At 41.8% G+C, this 17,076-nt stretch carries 20 protein-coding genes; all 20 read left to right on the top strand.

Going from position 1 to position 17,076, the window contains the following annotated elements; genetic code table 11:
• Positions 1 to 17: 17 nt before the first annotated feature.
• The 20 genes from NQZ91_01685 to NQZ91_01590 all read left to right on the top strand — a co-directional run bounded on the left by NQZ91_01685 (position 18) and on the right by NQZ91_01590 (position 16,944).
• Positions 18 to 884: a hypothetical protein gene (locus NQZ91_01685; protein UUM58110.1), complete on the top strand. Its 867-nt coding sequence runs from the start codon at positions 18 to 20 to the stop codon at positions 882 to 884.
• Positions 865 to 1,125: a DUF3173 domain-containing protein gene (locus NQZ91_01680; GenBank protein ID UUM58109.1), complete on the top strand. Its 261-nt coding sequence runs from the start codon at positions 865 to 867 to the stop codon at positions 1,123 to 1,125. Before NQZ91_01685 ends, NQZ91_01680 begins: the two co-directional genes overlap by 20 nt.
• Entirely contained in the window at positions 1,118 to 2,302 is a 1,185-nt protein-coding gene (locus NQZ91_01675) for a site-specific integrase (protein ID UUM58108.1), read from the top strand. Before NQZ91_01680 ends, NQZ91_01675 begins: the two co-directional genes overlap by 8 nt.
• 183 nt (positions 2,303 to 2,485) lie before the next feature.
• Positions 2,486 to 3,235, top strand: a complete 750-nt coding sequence (locus NQZ91_01670) for an HAD family hydrolase (protein UUM58107.1) — start codon at positions 2,486 to 2,488, stop codon at positions 3,233 to 3,235.
• A gap of 195 nt (positions 3,236 to 3,430) precedes the next feature.
• The gene (gene trmFO, locus NQZ91_01665; GenBank protein UUM58106.1) at positions 3,431 to 4,765 is read left to right on the top strand and encodes a methylenetetrahydrofolate--tRNA-(uracil(54)-C(5))-methyltransferase (FADH(2)-oxidizing) TrmFO; all 1,335 of its coding nucleotides are present in this window, start codon (positions 3,431 to 3,433) and stop codon (positions 4,763 to 4,765) included.
• A 76-nt stretch (positions 4,766 to 4,841) separates the two neighbouring features.
• Positions 4,842 to 5,870 (top strand): winged helix DNA-binding domain-containing protein, encoded by a 1,029-nt coding sequence (locus NQZ91_01660; GenBank protein UUM58105.1) that lies wholly within the window; start codon positions 4,842 to 4,844, stop codon positions 5,868 to 5,870.
• Between the two features lie 90 nt (positions 5,871 to 5,960).
• Positions 5,961 to 6,785, top strand: coding sequence for an alpha/beta hydrolase (locus NQZ91_01655; GenBank protein ID UUM58104.1), 825 nt, complete (start codon positions 5,961 to 5,963; stop codon positions 6,783 to 6,785).
• Between the two features lie 27 nt (positions 6,786 to 6,812).
• Positions 6,813 to 7,559: an alpha/beta hydrolase-fold protein gene (locus tag NQZ91_01650; protein UUM58103.1), complete on the top strand. Its 747-nt coding sequence runs from the start codon at positions 6,813 to 6,815 to the stop codon at positions 7,557 to 7,559.
• Between the two features lie 20 nt (positions 7,560 to 7,579).
• Positions 7,580 to 8,746, top strand: a complete 1,167-nt coding sequence (locus NQZ91_01645) for a carbamoyl phosphate synthase large subunit (protein UUM58102.1) — start codon at positions 7,580 to 7,582, stop codon at positions 8,744 to 8,746.
• Between the two features lie 138 nt (positions 8,747 to 8,884).
• Positions 8,885 to 9,022, top strand: coding sequence for a hypothetical protein (locus NQZ91_01640; GenBank protein UUM58101.1), 138 nt, complete (start codon positions 8,885 to 8,887; stop codon positions 9,020 to 9,022).
• Positions 9,023 to 9,034: 12 nt separating this feature from the next.
• Complete coding sequence (locus NQZ91_01635; GenBank protein UUM58100.1) at positions 9,035 to 9,769, top strand: conjugal transfer protein TraX; 735 nt, start codon at positions 9,035 to 9,037, stop codon at positions 9,767 to 9,769.
• A 98-nt stretch (positions 9,770 to 9,867) separates the two neighbouring features.
• Positions 9,868 to 10,008 (top strand): hypothetical protein, encoded by a 141-nt coding sequence (locus NQZ91_01630; protein UUM58099.1) that lies wholly within the window; start codon positions 9,868 to 9,870, stop codon positions 10,006 to 10,008.
• A 12-nt stretch (positions 10,009 to 10,020) separates the two neighbouring features.
• On the top strand, positions 10,021 to 10,410 hold the full coding sequence (locus NQZ91_01625; protein UUM58098.1) for a NisI/SpaI family lantibiotic immunity lipoprotein: 390 nt from the start codon (positions 10,021 to 10,023) through the stop codon (positions 10,408 to 10,410).
• Positions 10,411 to 10,418: 8 nt separating this feature from the next.
• The gene (locus tag NQZ91_01620) at positions 10,419 to 11,171 is read left to right on the top strand and encodes an ABC transporter ATP-binding protein (protein ID UUM58097.1); all 753 of its coding nucleotides are present in this window, start codon (positions 10,419 to 10,421) and stop codon (positions 11,169 to 11,171) included.
• Positions 11,172 to 13,142 (top strand): FtsX-like permease family protein, encoded by a 1,971-nt coding sequence (locus NQZ91_01615; GenBank protein ID UUM58096.1) that lies wholly within the window; start codon positions 11,172 to 11,174, stop codon positions 13,140 to 13,142.
• Between the two features lie 92 nt (positions 13,143 to 13,234).
• Positions 13,235 to 13,486, top strand: coding sequence for a DUF6290 family protein (locus NQZ91_01610; GenBank protein ID UUM58095.1), 252 nt, complete (start codon positions 13,235 to 13,237; stop codon positions 13,484 to 13,486).
• The gene (locus NQZ91_01605; protein UUM58094.1) at positions 13,470 to 13,736 is read left to right on the top strand and encodes a type II toxin-antitoxin system RelE/ParE family toxin; all 267 of its coding nucleotides are present in this window, start codon (positions 13,470 to 13,472) and stop codon (positions 13,734 to 13,736) included. Before NQZ91_01610 ends, NQZ91_01605 begins: the two co-directional genes overlap by 17 nt.
• 38 nt (positions 13,737 to 13,774) lie before the next feature.
• Positions 13,775 to 14,443, top strand: coding sequence for a response regulator transcription factor (locus NQZ91_01600; GenBank protein UUM58093.1), 669 nt, complete (start codon positions 13,775 to 13,777; stop codon positions 14,441 to 14,443).
• Positions 14,440 to 15,378 carry a sensor histidine kinase gene (locus NQZ91_01595; GenBank protein UUM58092.1) on the top strand — a complete coding sequence of 313 codons (939 nt, stop codon included), beginning with the start codon at positions 14,440 to 14,442 and terminating at the stop codon, positions 15,376 to 15,378. The genes NQZ91_01600 and NQZ91_01595 overlap by 4 nt, the downstream gene beginning before the upstream one ends.
• Positions 15,379 to 15,438: 60 nt before the next feature.
• Entirely contained in the window at positions 15,439 to 16,944 is a 1,506-nt protein-coding gene (locus NQZ91_01590; GenBank protein ID UUM58091.1) for a phosphomannomutase/phosphoglucomutase, read from the top strand.
• Positions 16,945 to 17,076: the final 132 nt, after the last annotated feature.

The following is a 17,076-nucleotide window of genomic DNA, read 5'->3' as shown; positions in this document are numbered from 1 at the left end:
AGGCGGGTCATTATGACTTGTCAGAAGAGTACAACGCGAAAAGGATAAGATTCCCAGACCATGTGGAGATTATCAAGTATCAAAAAATCAAGAAAAAGCCAAGACCACCTACAGTAAAAAATATTGAGCCAAAAGTCCGAGACCCAGACGAGGAAGAAATCTATCAGTACCAGCAAGCACAGAAAATTAGACGGAAAATTCGTTACTATTGCCAATCTAATGATTTTGACCTCTTTTGGACACTAACATTTAACGATGAAAAAGTTGATTCTAGAGATTATCCTTATGCCAAGCAGAGGCTGAGAGCATGGCTCAAGTATCAACGTGAAACGTATGGAAAATTCGACTACATCTTTGTGGCAGAGCTACATAAGAGTGGACGGATCCATTTCCACGGTATCACGAAAAGATTTAATCCACCACTAGCTGAGGCTAGAAATCCGAAAACGAATCGGCTCATTAAAAAAGGTGGCCTTCAAATTTACAATGCACCAACTTGGAAAAATGGATTTAGTACCGTATCTCACATACAAGACCGAGCCAAGACAGCGAACTATATTTCCAAGTACATAACCAAAGACCTGATGGCAATCCCAACAGGTTACAAACAGCCGCGCTATTTTGTTAGTCGTGGATTGAAACAACCTGAGGTAGACTTTTTAAATCTCTCAGACCAAGATTTAGCGGACTTTACTCCCGCATTCATTTCAGGGGAGATAGACATTGAAACACAAAAATTTTCCCCTACAGTCTCAATCTATAATCTAAAGGAAAACGACCAGAATGAACTCCTTCAAGAAACAAGTCCAGAGACAGTGATAAAGAGTAAAATCAGAAGTAAAAATATAAAAGAAGATTTTGAGAATGAAGAAGCAGACAGTTAATCATAAAGATTTAATGAATTTAGGATTTCCAGAACATACAGCTAGAGACATTATTAGAGAAGCAAAGGCAATTGCTGTTCAATTATTCATTGAAACTAGCGCAACTTCGGATAATATGGTAAAATTAACCCAATCGCCCTTTGACAATGTGAGATTGAACCTTGCACCTGCTTATATAGTAGAAGAAATGCTGGGCTTTGAGTTGCCTTTCAACGGAAAGGAGCTTGAAGCTAATGGCTAATAATAAATATAAAGGTGTTTCTAAAGACAAAAACGGTAATATCTATTACCAAACAGAATTTTCAAAAGACCCAATCACAGGCAAACGGAGACGTGTTAAAAGTTATAAGGATAAGAACGGAAATCCGTTTAAGTCTGAAAAACAGGCTTTTGATGAGCTATGTCGAATCCGTGTTGAGTATAATAAACTTGCTGAAGCAAAAGAATGCGATTTGACTTTTGTGGAATTTATGGACGATGTCTTTCTTCCTTATTATTCCAAAATTGTTCAAGGCTCTACCTACAGGACTGCTCAACCAGCTTTTGACTTATGCAAGAAACGGTTTCCGAAAAAGAAGTTAGTTGATATTACAGTCAGGGATTGTGAAAGTTTCCGAATCTATCTTCAGGAAAATTTTTCTCCGAACTATGCTAGAGGTGTATGGAGCCGATTCAAGAAAGTTTTGGGCTATGCAGAACGATTGGAATATATAGATGATTTCCCGTGTGGGAAATTAGATAATATTAAAGGAGAGCGTAGCCAAACAGAATTTTGGACATTTGAAGATTTTCAAAAAATTGTCTCTTCATTTGATGTAACGACCTATGACGGACGGTACAAACACATGATAGTGTGGCTTTACTTTATGACAGGTCTTCGAGTATCAGAAGGATTAAGTCTGATTTGGTCGGATATTGATTTGTCTAAGAAACTGCTACATGTTCAATCAACCTTGGAAGATTTGGGCAATGGAAGCTATGTTCGTAAAGAACGCACCAAGACGGAATCTGGAATGAGGTTTATTGAACTTGATGACATGACTACTAAAATATTGGAGGCATGGAGAGAAATTCAAGTTAACAATCAGGATTCTGATTTTGTTCTTGCTAGAATGGAAGTACCATTACACAAGACAACTCTGACAAGAATTTTACAACGGCAAGCAAAAATTGTGGGAGTTCCTGCAATCACTGGAAAAGGTTTGAGACACTCTCACGATTCATTTATGATAAATGAGCTTGGGAAAGATGTTCTATTTGTCGCAGCTCGCTCGGGTCGAGTCGACAAAGCAACAACATTGAATACCTACTCGCATATCTATGCGAGTAAGAAAGCAACAGGTGGAAATGATATTACAAATTACTTGGTTAAATCAGGTTTGAGACCCCACCAAGACCCCACCAACTATACAATTTAAACATAAAACCCTTGATTTGTAAGGGTTTAGAGAGAAATGCAACAGTTACTCTTAAATAATAGAGTTTCCAATCAAAATAAAAACCTATCACTTAATGTGGTAGTTTTTTTCGTTCTATTGTTGCAAACGTTTTCGTTGTGGGGTATAATATAAAAAATGATGTCTAAAGATTAGGAGAAAGACATGAAAAGTTACAAAAACTATATCTTCGATTTTTATGGTACATTGGTTGATATTCGTACAGATGAGAATAAACTAGAGGTCTGGAATCAGCTAACACAGATTTACAATGCTTTTGGTTGTTCCTATCGACCGCGCCAGTTGAAAAATGCCTATCATCGTTTTGTAGAAGAGGCAGAGAGCTCTCTCGCGGAAACAGTGAGTTATCAGTATGTCGAAATTGATTTAGAAACAATCTTCATTCGTCTATTAACGGATGCACCAAATGAAAACCAAAGTACCAATAAGCCGACTGATTTAGAGACTTTTGGACAAGTAGTAGCCACGATTTTCCGCGTGCTTTCACGTGAAAAGTTAGAGGCTTATGAAAATACCCTAACTAGTCTACAGACATTAAAAGATAGAGAAGCGCGATTATTTATTCTCTCCAATGCTCAACGGATTTTTACTCAGGCAGAAATTGAACAGACAGGTTGTGCTGATTTGATGGAAAAAATTTATATCTCTTCTGACTTTAAGATGAAGAAGCCTGAACCGGCATTTCTTCAACTGGTTTTAGAGGAAAATAATCTTGATGTTGGGGAAACGGTTATGGTTGGTAATGATTTGACATCCGATATAGCTATTGCTCATGAATTGGGAATGGATTCCATTTTGCTGAATACTTTCCCGTATAGTCAGGAAGAAATCGACTCTTACAGGAGACTTGGTTGGAATTTTGAGGTTATTGGAGATATAGCGGAACTATTGTAAATAAGCGATAGAACAGTAAAGAATATACATAAAATATATTATGCAAAACGGTGGAACTACTTTCATTTCAATGAAGGTAGTTTTGTCTTTTCTAGCCATTTTCTGATATACTAGATAGGTATAAAATTTAGAAAGGTTCTGTTTTGGGGTATTCCCAAACAGTAGTCAGATATTCTGGCTAGAGGTATTAGTTTCATGTCTCAAACCCACATTAACGTTATCGGAGCCGGCTTGGCTGGTTCTGAAGCTGCTTATCAGATTGTCAAGCGTGGCATTCCTGTCAAACTCTACGAGATGCGTGGTGTCAAGCCGACGCCCCAGCACAAGACAGACAAGTTTGCCGAGTTGGTTTGTTCCAACTCTTTCCGTGGCGATAGTTTGACCAATGCTGTCGGTCTGCTCAAGGAGGAAATGCGTCGTTTGGATTCCATTATCATGCGGGCTGGTGAAGCTCACCGTGTTCCTGCTGGTGGTGCTATGGCCATGGACCGTGAGAATTTCTCCCAAGCGGTCACAGATGAGATTCACAAGCACCCTCTGATTGAGGTCATTCGTGGCGAGATTACGGACATTCCAGAAGATGCCATCACAGTTATCGCGACGGGGCCTTTGACATCAGACGCCTTGGCAGAGAAGATTCATGCACTGAATGGTGGCGATGGTTTTTACTTCTACGATGCGGCAGCACCGATTGTGGATAGCTCGACCATTAACATGGATTTGGTCTATCTCAAGTCCCGTTATGACAAGGGAGAGGCTGCCTATCTCAATGCTCCCATGAACAAGGAGCAGTTTACCGCTTTCTATGAAGCCTTGATTTCAGCCGAAGAGGCGCCGCTCAATTCCTTTGAAAAAGAAAAATACTTTGAAGGCTGTATGCCAATTGAAGTCATGGCCAAACGTGGAATCAAAACCATGCTCTATGGACCAATGAAGCCAGTTGGTCTGGAATATCCAGAAGACTACAAGGGGCCTCGTGACGGTGAATACAAGACACCCTATGCTGTTGTCCAACTCCGTCAGGACAACGCAGCTGGCAGCCTCTACAATATCGTAGGCTTCCAAACCCATCTCAAGTGGGGTGAGCAGAAGCGGGTCTTCCAGATGATTCCAGGACTTGAAAATGCAGAATTTGTCCGCTATGGTGTTATGCACCGCAATTCCTACATGGATTCGCCAAACTTATTGGAACAGACCTTTGCCACCAAGAAAAATCCAAATCTGTTCTTTGCAGGTCAAATGACAGGAGTGGAAGGCTATGTCGAGTCTGCCGCCTCTGGCTTAGTGGCTGGTATCAATGCTGTTCGTCGCTTCCGTGGCGAAGAACCAGTTATCTTCCCACAGACTACAGCCATCGGTGCTCTGCCATTCTACATCACGCATACCGAAAGCAAGCACTTCCAGCCTATGAATGTCAACTTTGGCATCATCAAGGAGCTGGACGGTCCGCGTATCCGCGATAAGAAGGAGCGTTATGAGGCAATAGCAGAGCGTTCCCTTAAGGACTTGGAAGAGTTTTTGGACTACTAAGATAATCAGCTATCTCCAGACACCTCCGGGTGTCTTTTGTGTTATACTGGGGTTAGAAAACCGAAGGAGAAATACGATGAATCACGATACTTGGAAGAGGATTATCTTGCAGAAGCAGGGCTTATTGACACCCCAGTCTGCCCAGCAAATCTGCCAAAATCTCAATGGTTTGCAGGCTCAGTTTCAACCATATGTTCATATTGGATTTCGCAACCGTATGACAGCAGAGGATTTTCATGAGGGGAGCTGGCAGCAAGAACTGACACGTCAGTGGTCCATTCGGCGAACGGTTCATGCCTATCTCAAGTCGGAAATTCCTCTCTATATACACGAGGGACGGATGGCTAGTACCGGCTATCTTCAAACCGTCGGTCGCGATGATTTTTCACCTCAAACCAAGCAGAAGTATCATCGGCTCATCCTAGAAACCTTGGAACAAGCCCCTATGACCCGCGAGGAGCTGAAAATCCTCTGTCGTGCGGAAAAGATGACGCAGGAAGAGGAGAAGCAGATCTTCAACGCTTGGGGAGGCCTTTTTCGCTACATGGTCGAGCGTGGGGAAATCTATCAGGAGTACGGTGCCAAACGTTTTCATCGCCTGACAGACTTTCAGCCACTTTCACGGGAAAAAGCAGAGTTGGAAATCGCACGGCGGTATTTTTCAGGTTTTGGTCCTGTCAGCTTAGCGGATGCCCGTTACTACTTCAAGGAAAATAAATCTACGGTCCTAAATTGGATGAAACAATTAGACCTAAAAATCGTTGAAGTAGCAGGGGAAGAACGCTTTTATCTAGGAAAATTAGAAGAAGCAGAAGTACCAGACTGCCTCTTCATTGCAGGTTTTGACCAACTTTTGCTAGGTTACGAAAAGAAAGCCAATCCCTTCTTTGAGCCCAAGCATATTCGGCAGATTTATACGCTGACAGGCATTATCAAACCCGTTGTTTTCTACAAGGGACGACTGGTTGCGACCTGGCGACGTGATAAGGACAGGATTGAATTGGCTATATTTGAAAATCTGACCAGTCGTGAACTGAAAGAACTGGAACGTTACCGTCGAGTCTACGAGGAACGCTTGAAAACTGAGCAAAAATTGTTCGGATAATCCGAAAAATGACGTAATATAACTAAATTTTCTGAATATTTCAGAAAATCTGTGGTATAATACTAAAAACACTGTTAGAAAGAGATAGCAATGAATAAGTCCTACTTTTATTTGGATATGAAAACGCATGAATTGGAAGTGCCATTTACAACTAGAAAACGCCGAGTCCGTGTCTTATTGCCAAAAGGATATGAGGAAGATGTGGATAAAACCTACCCAGTTGTCTATTTTCATGACGGACAAAATGTCTTGTATAGTAAAGAAGCCTTTTCAGGACATTCCTGGAAGGTGATTCCAACTATCAAACGAAATCCTGATATTGAAAAAATGATTATTGTGGCCATTGACAATGATGGTTTGGAGCGCATGCATGAATATGCTGCTTGGAAGTATAGTGAGATGGGCATTCCTGGTATTCAGTTTGGTGGGAAAGGGACCCTGTATGCTGAATTTGTCATGGATGTGGTCAAGCCCTTCATTGACCAAACCTATCGCACCAAGCCTGACAAGGCTCACACCGCCATGATCGGCTCATCACTTGGCGGTAATATCACTCAGTTTATGGGATTGGCCTATCAGGACCAAATCGGCTGTTTGGGAGTATTTTCTTCTGCAAACTGGCTACATCAAGAAGCTTTCGACCGTTATATTGAACGACAAGCCTTGGATAAGGACCAACGTGTTTATATCTACGTTGGAACAGAAGAAGCAGATGATACAGATAAAACCCTGATGGCAGGTAATATCAAGCAATCCTATATCAATTCCTCTCTGACTTACTATCGTCAATTGATAGCAGGTGGGGTTGATTTGGACAATATTGCCTTGGAAGTTGTTTCCGGTGCCATTCATAATGAGGAAGCTTGGGCAGCTTATTTGCCAGATTGCTTGCGCTTTTTAAGCGAAAAATGGTAATGTAAAGAATTAGTTAGGAGAATGAATATGCATGTAGAATTTTTAAGTCACTGGTCTGGCCATCTTGGTCGAGAAATGAATGTGAACAGATATGGTCACGCGGGTATTCCAGTAGTTGTTTTTGCCTCATCAGGCGGTTCGTACAATGAATACGCAGATTTTGGAATGATTGAAGCTTGTCGTGGCTCTATCGAGGCTGGTCATGTTCAATTTTTCACCCTAACCAGTCACGATAAGGAAAGTTGGTTGGCGGACTGGAAGTCTATTCATGATAAGGCTGAAGCTCACCGTGCCTATGAACGTTATGTGATTGAAGAAGCGATTCCATTTATTAAACATAAGACTGGTTGGTTTGATGGGATGATGACAACTGGTTGCTCAATGGGTGCATACCACGCGCTCAACTTCTTCCTGCAACATCCAGATGTTTTCACAAAAGTTATTGCACTTTCAGGTGTCTATGATGCTCGATTCTTTAACAACAACCATGATTATGGACATGATGATGTCGTTTATCAGAACTCACCATCAGATTACATTTGGAACCAAAACGACGGCTGGTTTATTGATAAATACCGTCAGGCTGATATCATTGTCTGCACAGGCTTGGGCGATTGGGAGCAAGATGGCTTAGACTCATTTTATAATCTAAAACGCGCATTTGAAGAGAAAAATATCCCAGCTTGGTTCGATACCTGGGGTACGGATGTGGCGCATGATTGGGTTTGGTGGAGGAAACAAATGCCTTTCTTCCTTCACTCCATCGGACTTTAAAAAATTAGAAAGGACTGCCTATGAATTATCTCGTTATTTCTCCCTTTTATCCAGAAAATTTTCAACCATTTACCATTGAATTGGCTAAAAAAGAAGGTGTTACCGTTCTAGGTATTGGACAAGAGCCTTACGATCAATTACCAGAAGAGCTCCGCAATGCCTTAACAGAATATTTCCGTGTGGAAGATTTGGAAAATATTGACGAAGTTAAGCGTGCAGCTGCTTTCTTGATTTACAAACATGGACCAATTGATCGTGTAGAATCCCACAATGAGCACTGGCTTGAAAACGACGCAGCCCTCCGTGAGCAATTTAATATCTTTGGAGCCAAACCAAAACACCTGAAAAAGACTAAATTTAAGTCTGAAATGAAAAAATATTTCAAAAAAGCAGGAGTTCCAGTCGTTCCAGGTGTTGTTGTTAAAACAGATCGTGACTTTGGCAGAGCTTTGAAGAATGTTGGATTCCCAATGATTGCTAAGCCAGATAATGGTGTTGGTGCATCTGGTACCTTCAAAATCGAGAATAAAGAAGATTTTGATCGATTTATTGAAAACTGGGATAGAACCACTGTCTATTTCTTTGAAAAATTCGTCAATTCAAGTATTATCACTACTTATGATGGTTTGTTAGACCATGACGGCAATGTTATTTTTGAAACAGGCTTGACCTATACTCACACACCGTTTGAGTTGATGCAAACCAAGAAGGACAATGCCTACTTTATCGAGAAAGAGCTGGATCCTAAGTTGGTGGAATATGGCAGAGCTATTATCAAGGCTTTTGGTATGAGGGAGCGTTTCTTCCATATTGAATTTTTCAAGGAAGGTGATGATTACATTGCCATTGAATACAACAACCGTATGGCAGGTGGTTTCACAGTTGAAGCCTACAACTATGCCCATTCCATTGATCTTTTCCGTGATTATGCCAATGTTGCAACAGGTGGTACAGTTGAGGAACGTAGATTTGAACCACAATACTGCTTGGTAGCAACTCGTCGTGATACAACTGACTATGTTCACTCTGCAGATGACATTCATCAGAAATTCGCTGGTAAGATTAAAACCGTCAAACGCATGCCAGATGCCTTTGCAGAATTGCAAGGAAATGATGCCTACCTCCTTGTGACAGAGAGCAAGGAAGAGTTGGATGAAATGATTGCCTACATTGGTTTAACAAAATAGAATGAATTGAAAGATGCCAGAAATGGTGTCTTTTTTCTTTTCTTACAATCTTGTAAGTTTTTGCGTCAGAACTGTAAGGGAACAAGGCAGAACTATTTTCTATAATAGACTCATAAGAAACAGAGAGAAGGAAAGTTTATGTCATTCAAATTTTTACAAGCAAAACACATTTTTGGTAAAACACAAGAAAGTAAACGACAAGAAAAACAGGAAAAACAAGCTGAATTACTATTCGAATTAGAACACGAACTCTTTCAACGTAACTGGATGTACTAGGAGGTTTAAGTGGTGAAATCGTACAATGCATATCAACTGAAACTCGCTATGGCTGGCATAATGGTTTTGGATCATCTGAAAATCATACCAGATTTTATCCCAGACCAACTTAGTATGGTCTTTCACATGGTCACTCGATGCGTCGCAGTCTTCTTTGCCTACATGTTGGTTGAAGGCTATCTTCATACGAGAAATGTCAAAAACTATCTTTTGCGACTATATGGTGCAGCAGGGCTGATGGCCACTGGAAATGTTTTGATAAACAGTCTTTACCAATCAAAAGATATTTACATCGGTAACAATATCTTTTTGACATTAGCTGTTGGATTAACTTTACTGGTTTGTCTTAGAAATTTTGCTGAACACACTAGAAAGCAACAAATCCTTCAAGTCCTATCGGTTGGACTGTTGACCATCTTAGGTGCCTTTTTAACAGAAGGTGGCTATGTGGTCTTGCCCTTCATCCTCATCACCTATTTAGGTCGTAAGTCACTATTCAAACGCAACTTGTTCTACGGGTTATTTGCCCTATTCTTGCTATTTTTGTCCTATCAGCCTTATGAAAGTATTGAAATGACTGTCCAGATGATGCTCTACAATGCTGACTGGTTATTTATCTTAGTCTTGCCAATTCTAAGTCATTATAATGGACAAGCAGGGCCCCGCACAGCGTTTTCACGTTATTTCTTTTACATCTTCTATCCGCTTCATTTGTGGCTACTGGCCACGATTGGTTATTTTCTCTAAACTTACAATCTTGTAAGTTTTTGCGTCAGAACTGTAAGTGAATAGGTTGACTAAATCATCTATAATAAACTCATAAGAAACAGAAAGAAGGAAATCATATGTCATTCAAATTTCTACAAGCAAAGAGAATAGAAGAAAAGGTATTCTCAGAAAAAGAGAAAGCTGAACTCATGGAACAAACCTTATTCTTAGAAGAGCTCGCCCATGATTTGCAAAGTATGCGATTTATGGCATACTAGAGGGAGGAAACGATGAAAAAGAAAGTATTTAGCTTGCTGGCTTTGGGCAGTATAATGTTAGCTGCTTGTTCTTCCTCTTCAGCAGGCCTTAGCTTTGATGAGGGCTATCAAACTTTCCATTACAAAGGAAAAGACTATGCCGTTAGCAAACAGGAAGTTGCCGAAGATAGTATTCAAGGAACAGAAGTTCCGTTTATGGATTGGCCTGTTGTCAAAGAAGAAGGGGCAGTGAAAAAGACAGTATCCTTGAATAATCTCTATATAACCACTAACAAAGAATGGGCCATCGGTGTCCAGGATGGTTATTATAAGGTGGATTTAGAAGATAATATTGCTGAATCAGACCGAATCGACTATCAAGCATTACTTGATACAGTTGATTTATCCAAAGAAAACAATTAGGAGTTTGTATGTTATTAGAAATCAATCATTTAGAAAAAGTTTACCGCACACGTTTTTCAAAAGAGGAAACGCGTGCCCTTCAAGATGTGGACTTCAAAGTCGATAAGGGTGAATTCATTGCAATTATGGGCGAAAGTGGTTCTGGTAAAACGACCTTACTCAACATTCTTGCAACCCTGGACAAGCCAACTCGTGGCTCTGTTCTCTTGAACAATCAAGATATTACCAAAATCAAGGAGAGCGAGCTGGCCGATTTCCGTTTGCGTAATCTAGGTTTTGTTTTCCAAGATTTTAATCTCTTGGATACCCTGTCCATCCAAGACAATATCTTTTTACCTCTGGTATTGGCACGTACTGGCTATGAGGAAATGGAAAAACGTTTGAAAGTTTTGGCGCCAAAACTGCGGATTCAAGATTTGCTGAAAAAACGTCCTTTTGAACTTTCTGGTGGACAAAAGCAGCGCGTGGCCATTGCTCGTAGTTTGATTACCCAGCCACAGATTATCCTAGCGGACGAACCGACAGCTGCCCTAGATTACCGCAATTCGGAAGACTTGCTGAATTTGTTTGAAGAGATTAACCGTGACGGGCAAACTATTCTCATGGTGACCCACTCAGCCAATGCAGCCAGCCATGCCAAACGAGTCCTCTTCATCAAGGATGGTCGGATTTTCCATCAATTGTACAAGGCAGGCAAGAGTAATCAGGACTTTGCCAAGGAAATTTCGCTCAATATGTCTGCACTTTTAGGGGGTGAGTAGATGTTTTACCTCAAACTTGCTGGGCAAAATATCCGAAAATCCATGGGTGAGTTTGCTCCCTTCGTTTTAGCCAGTCTTGTGCTATTTACTCTGATTTGTTCCATGTTCTTGCTCATGCTGAGTCCAGTTATGAAGACCATGGGCTCTGGTGCCGTTTCTATCGGTCTTGGTGTTGTTGTTCTGACCATTTTCTCGGTCATTATGGAGATTTACAGTTTTAATTTCTTGATGAAACAACGGGCGAGAGAATTTGGTCTCTATAACATTCTGGGGATGAACAAGAAAAAGGTAGCATTGATAGCCAGTCTAGAATTGATGATGATATTCTTACTGGTTGTGGTTCTTGGTTCTGTCTTAGCTGGTGTGTTTGCAAATGTTCTCTACTTGATTTTTGTCAATATAACACATTATAGTGATTTACATTTTGGAATAGATCCTCTGGCCTTTGTCATGACCGCCTTTCTCTTTGCTGGTATCTTCTTTCTCTTGGAATTGCTGGCCATTCGGACCATTGGTAAGACCAGTCCACTGATTTTGTTCCGTGCCAGCGAGAAGGGGGAGAAGGAGCCAAAAGGCAATGTCCTTCTGGCTGCCCTTGGTGTAGTGGGACTGGGTGTTGGATACTACCTATCACTTTCATCGAAAGCAGCAGGGTTAGTTGTCATCTATCGTTTCTTCATCGCAGTGCTCTTTGTCATTGCGGGGACCTATCTGTTCTATATCAGCTTTATGACTTGGTATTTGAAGGCTCGTCGGAAAAACAAGCGGTATTTCTATACGCCAGAGCATTTCATTACGACTTCGCAGATGATTTTCCGGATGAAACAGCACGCAACGGGTTTGGCCAATATTACGCTACTTGCGGTCATGGCCTTTGTGACCATTGCGACCACAACGTCTCTTTATACAGGTATGAGCAGTATGACAGGTGCACTATATCCCAAGGAAACATCTATTACCTATAAAGTTTCGGATAGAAGTCAAGGTGAAGCTGCCTATCAGCAATCGGTGCTCAGCCATTTTCCAGAAAAAGCTAATGACAATCTATCCTACCTGACCTATCAAGCTGGGTTGGTCTATGATGGTGGTGAAGAGATTATCATTAGCCCGGAAACCATTTCCAATCCAGACTTTAGCAAAATAGCCTTTACCTACTTCATCACGCAAGATGATTTCAGAAAATTGGGGAATGACCTGCCAGAGCTTGCTGCCAATCAAGTGGTCTTTATGCGTCCGAGCGAAAAACCATCGTTGAAAGAGCTTGTTTTAGGCGATCAAACCTTTGAGAATGTAGCCAATCTTGACCAGGCTATTTTCCCAGACAACTACAATACGCTAAATGCCGCCGTTATGGTAGTCAGTGATGACACTGTGTTGGATGCTGTTCGTGAGTATTACGAGTCCAATAATCCGCAAGGGTATACAGTCAGTCTGGACTACCGTGTCTTTACCGACTTGACTGATGAAGAGGTTGCTTCGATTGGTGAGCAAGCTGGGGACTCTTATAATATCAACGATGCAAACGGAGAATTCCTAGGATATGCTATGCAAAAATCCGATTTCAACAATTTACAGATGGGCTTTACAGGCGGTTTCCTCTTTACTGGTTTCTTGCTGGGAATTAGTTTCCTACTGGGTGCAGCCCTGATTATATACTATAAGCAGTATTCAGAAGGGCATGAAGACAAGAAATCCTACAAGATCCTACAAGAAGTGGGCATGAGTGCAGCAGCGGTCAAAAAGACCATTAACTCCCAAACACTTACGGTCTTCTTTATGCCTTTGGTCATGGCAACTGTGCATTTTGTGGTAGCCTTGGTCATGCTGAAGCAAATGCTACTGAGTTTTGGTGTTACTTCATCACTAATGATTTATACGGTCAGTGGTATTACATTGCTTGCAGTTGTCTTGATCTACTTTGTCATTTACAAGTGGACCAGCCGAACCTATTATCGTATTATTGAACGGTAGCAGAAGTCTCGCCTTGTGCGAGATTTCTTGCATTTCTAGGGAAATAGTGTTACAATGGTAATACCAAAGGAATACTATAAGAGGTAAGAAAAATGGCAGCTATTACATTGAAAGTTTCTGAGCAGGACAAGCTCTTTATGCAGGCTATGGCAAAGTTTGAAGGTGTCAGCTTGTCAGAACTCATTCGGACTAAAACCCTTGAAGCCCTTGAAGATGAATACGATGCCCGTGTGGCAGACATTGCTTGGGCAGAATACCAAGCAGACTTGGCGAATGGAATTGAGCCGATTAGCTGGGAGGAGATGTTGGAAGAGTTGGGGTTGACGGATGAAGACCTGTTATAAACTCGTACCGACCAGTCGTTTTATTAAACAATTGAAAAAGTTGGATAAGTTTACCCAAAAACAGATTACCAACTACCTGTCCAGTCATGTGACCGACAACCCCAGACAATACGGAAAAGCCTTGACGGCCAATCGTTCGGGCCAATGGCGGTACCGTATCGGCAATTACAGGGTCATCGTCAGCATTGAGGATGATAAATTGATCGTAACAGCCCTTGAAGTCGGGCATCGAAAAGAAGTATATAAATAAAAAGCCAAGACCTGTGTCCTGGCTTTTGCAGAATGAAGATGATGAAAAAAGAGAAGATTTATATTGTTGAAGACGATGAGATAATTGTCCAACTCTTGAAGCAGCATTTGGGAAAATCTTATCAGGTAGAAAGTGTGCAGAATTTCCGAGCTGTCAGTCAGGAAGTGGTTGAGTTCCAACCAGACCTGGTCTTGATGGATATTAGCCTGCCTTATTACAATGGGTTTTACTGGACGACGGAAATCCGTAAAACCATGACCATGCCCATTATCTTTATCTCCTCTAGCGATGATGAGATGAATGCAGTCATGGCTATGAACATGGGTGGTGATGATTTTGTGTCCAAGCCATTTTCACTTGGGATTTTGGATGCCAAAATCGGTGCCTTCCTACGTCGGGTTAATCAATTTAGTAAGACAGCGGATTTGCAAGTGGATCAGTTTAAACTCAGTCCTGACGGGCGCTTTTCTGATGGCAAATCCAGTATCCAGCTATCTCCGACAGAGACGAAAATCTTAACGCCACTTATGCAACAGGTTGGGCAGATTGTGAGCAAGGAAGTTTTGTTGGAAAGCTTGTGGGAAAATGAAGAATTTATCGACCAAAATACACTCAATGTCAATATGACCCGACTACGCAAGAAAACAGGTGAACTGGGTTTTGACCGCATTCATACGGTGCGGGGAGTGGGGTATCTTGTCAAATGATAGCCAAATTTTTAAGAGAATACAGGAGTTTATTGCTAGCCTACCTCTTGCTAGTTTGCGGTTTTATCCTGCTTTTCTATCTCTATCGGCTTCCCCTTACATTCTTGTACCAAGCTCTGCTATTTTCCTTGAGCATCTTGATTCTTTTCAGTCTTGGTCTCTATTGGAAATTCCGCCAGCGAATGCAAGCCTTGGAAAATCTAACAGATAAGGACCTTGCCTTGCTGGATAAACCGTCTGATCTGGCCTATTTACAGGTCCTTTCAACGGAAAAGGAGCAGTGGCAGGAGCAGTTATTGGCCTATAAAACGCGTGAAGAGGATTTGCAGGCTCTGGTAAAAATGTGGTCCCACCAGATGAAGGTTCCTTTGGCTGCCCTGTCCCTCATGAGCCAGACGGACAATTTGCAACAGGCAGATGTTGACCAACAATTGCTGCGCTTGGACAATTACATGGCTAATTTGCTCAATTATCTCAAGTTGTCCAATCAAGCTTCGGATTTTCGCTTTGAAATGGTCCAAGTGAGAGAAGTAGTGGTGGATTTGGTCAAGAAATACCGGCAACAATTTCTGCAACGCGAGATAAGTGTCGCTATCGACGGGGATTGGCAGCTGAAAACAGACCGTAAGTGGCTGAGTTTTGCCCTATCGCAAGTCTTGGACAACGCCCTGAAATACAACAAAATGGGTGGTTCAGTAATCATTGTTTTGGACAAGGGAATTACGATTTCTGATACAGGATTAGGCATTTTGCCCGAGGATATTCCGCGTCTTTTTGACGAAGGTTTTACGGGCTATAATGGACGTGAACACCAGAAAGCCACTGGTTTTGGCCTCTATCTCACCAAGCGCGTCTTGCACCAGCTAGAATTAGATATTGATGTGGACAGTCAGGTTGAAGTTGGGACAAATGTGCGGATATTTAAATCAGATTAAGAGTTTGCAACCGCCTCCAAAAGTGCTATACTAAGGATAGTATTTCATTGGAGGTTTTTTATGTCTCATCATGTTTTGCAAAATGGATCTGACATTCGCGGGATTGCCATTGCTACTGACGAATATGCTGTTAAATTGACGCCCCAAGCAACCAAGGAGATTGTTAGAGGGTTGATTCATTGGCTGACCCAAAATCAGGAATTGTCCACTCTCTATAAAGAAGGAAAATTGACCATTGGTATCGGTCGTGATAGCCGTCTGAGCGGTCCAGATTTGGCAGATGCTTTTATCGAAGAAGCTGTTGGTCTGGGTGTTCAGGTGATTGACTTTGGTATGGCCACAACGCCAGCTCTCTTCATGAGCACCCAGTATCCGCAGTTTGCCTGCCACGCAGGGGTGATGATTACTGCCAGCCATCTGCCTTATTATTTTAATGGTCTCAAGATTTTTTCGCAAAATGGCGGAGCGGAACACGAGGATATTGACTATATCTTGTCGCATACAGAGGCATTCCCAGCCTTAAGTCTGGGAAGTCTGACCCATGCGGATCTGATTACGCCTTATGCCCAAGATTTGGTTGATAAAATTCGTACAGCCTGCGATGGTCAAGACAAGCCATTGACCGGACTCAATATCATCGTCGATGCTGGAAATGGTGCAGGCGGTTTCTTTGCGGAAAAAGTTTTGGCCGAGCTGGGAGCTGATACAACGGGTTCACAGTTTTTAGAACCGAACGGTACCTTCCCTAATCATGTCCCAAATCCTGACAACAAAGAGGCCATGGAAAGTATTCGTCAAGCAGTACTTAAACAAGGTGCCGACTTAGGCATTATATTTGATACAGATGTGGACCGCGCTGCCTTGGTTACCAAGTCAGGACAAATTCTCAATCGTAACAATCTAATTGCTGTCTTGGCTCAAATTACCTTGTCCGAGCATCCGGGTACGAGCATTGTCACCAATTCCCCAACCTCAGAACACCTAAAAGATTTTATCGAAAGTCTGGGTGGCAAGCAAATTCGCTATATTTCAGGTTATCGTAATGTGATCAATCGCGCCATTGCTGCCAACCAAGCTGGTGTGGATTGTCAATTGGCTATCGAGACGTCAGGTCATGCAGCCTTTAAGGAAAATTATTTCTTGGATGACGGTACCTATGTGGCTGCCAAAATTCTCATGCTTCTGCCTCAGTTGCAAAAGGATGGCAAGTCCCTGGATGATTTGATTGCACAGCTGAAACAACCTTTAGAAACGCAGGAAGTGCGCTTTAAGTTGGAAGTTGAGGATTATCGCGCTCTAGGTGAGCAAGTCATTGCCGACTTGCAAGCGACATCCATTACCGGTTTTATTTTCAATCCAGAGAATGAAGAAGGAGTGCGCTTTGATGTAACAGACCCTTATGGAGACGGCTGGTTCCTTCTCCGCATGAGTCTCCACGAACCGCTCCTGGTCCTTCAAATTGAAAACGACCAATCAGGTTATATGCCGAGCATTTTGAAACGTTTGTCTGAATTCTTGGACGGCTATCCAGCTGTTAATCAGACCAAATTAAAAGAATTAGCATAATTAGATGAAAGTCAGCCACTTGGTTGGCTTTTTGGTGTTTTTCTGGCTAGTTTTAAGCAGTTTTGAAAACATTTACAAGATTTTTTCTTAAATTTTCACACAAAATGCTTGACTTATCAATAATTAGTGATA

The sequence above is a fragment of the Streptococcus suis genome (assembly GCA_024583055.1).
Taxonomy (GTDB): Bacteria; Bacillota; Bacilli; order Lactobacillales; family Streptococcaceae; genus Streptococcus; species Streptococcus suis_V.
Note: the sequence above shows the minus strand (reverse complement) of the source record. Positions and strands in the feature narration are given on the sequence as shown.

Excerpts from the sequence above, each read along its gene's own strand:
- NQZ91_01620 (UUM58097.1), top strand. The coding sequence starts at position 10,419 with ATGTTATTAGAAATCAATCATTTAGAAAAAGTTTACCGCACACGTTTT.
- NQZ91_01680 (UUM58109.1), top strand. The coding sequence starts at position 865 with ATGAAGAAGCAGACAGTTAATCATAAAGATTTAATGAATTTAGGATTT.
- NQZ91_01670 (UUM58107.1), top strand. The coding sequence starts at position 2,486 with ATGAAAAGTTACAAAAACTATATCTTCGATTTTTATGGTACATTGGTT.
- NQZ91_01615 (UUM58096.1), top strand. The coding sequence starts at position 11,172 with ATGTTTTACCTCAAACTTGCTGGGCAAAATATCCGAAAATCCATGGGT.
- NQZ91_01650 (UUM58103.1), top strand. The coding sequence starts at position 6,813 with ATGCATGTAGAATTTTTAAGTCACTGGTCTGGCCATCTTGGTCGAGAA.
- NQZ91_01610 (UUM58095.1), top strand. The coding sequence starts at position 13,235 with ATGGCAGCTATTACATTGAAAGTTTCTGAGCAGGACAAGCTCTTTATG.
- NQZ91_01675 (UUM58108.1), top strand. The coding sequence starts at position 1,118 with ATGGCTAATAATAAATATAAAGGTGTTTCTAAAGACAAAAACGGTAAT.
- trmFO (UUM58106.1), top strand. The coding sequence starts at position 3,431 with ATGTCTCAAACCCACATTAACGTTATCGGAGCCGGCTTGGCTGGTTCT.
- NQZ91_01600 (UUM58093.1), top strand. The coding sequence starts at position 13,775 with ATGATGAAAAAAGAGAAGATTTATATTGTTGAAGACGATGAGATAATT.
- NQZ91_01590 (UUM58091.1), top strand. The coding sequence starts at position 15,439 with ATGTCTCATCATGTTTTGCAAAATGGATCTGACATTCGCGGGATTGCC.
- NQZ91_01660 (UUM58105.1), top strand. The coding sequence starts at position 4,842 with ATGAATCACGATACTTGGAAGAGGATTATCTTGCAGAAGCAGGGCTTA.
- NQZ91_01595 (UUM58092.1), top strand. The coding sequence starts at position 14,440 with ATGATAGCCAAATTTTTAAGAGAATACAGGAGTTTATTGCTAGCCTAC.
- NQZ91_01645 (UUM58102.1), top strand. The coding sequence starts at position 7,580 with ATGAATTATCTCGTTATTTCTCCCTTTTATCCAGAAAATTTTCAACCA.
- NQZ91_01625 (UUM58098.1), top strand. The coding sequence starts at position 10,021 with ATGAAAAAGAAAGTATTTAGCTTGCTGGCTTTGGGCAGTATAATGTTA.
- NQZ91_01640 (UUM58101.1), top strand. The coding sequence starts at position 8,885 with ATGTCATTCAAATTTTTACAAGCAAAACACATTTTTGGTAAAACACAA.
- NQZ91_01655 (UUM58104.1), top strand. The coding sequence starts at position 5,961 with ATGAATAAGTCCTACTTTTATTTGGATATGAAAACGCATGAATTGGAA.
- NQZ91_01605 (UUM58094.1), top strand. The coding sequence starts at position 13,470 with ATGAAGACCTGTTATAAACTCGTACCGACCAGTCGTTTTATTAAACAA.
- NQZ91_01630 (UUM58099.1), top strand. The coding sequence starts at position 9,868 with ATGTCATTCAAATTTCTACAAGCAAAGAGAATAGAAGAAAAGGTATTC.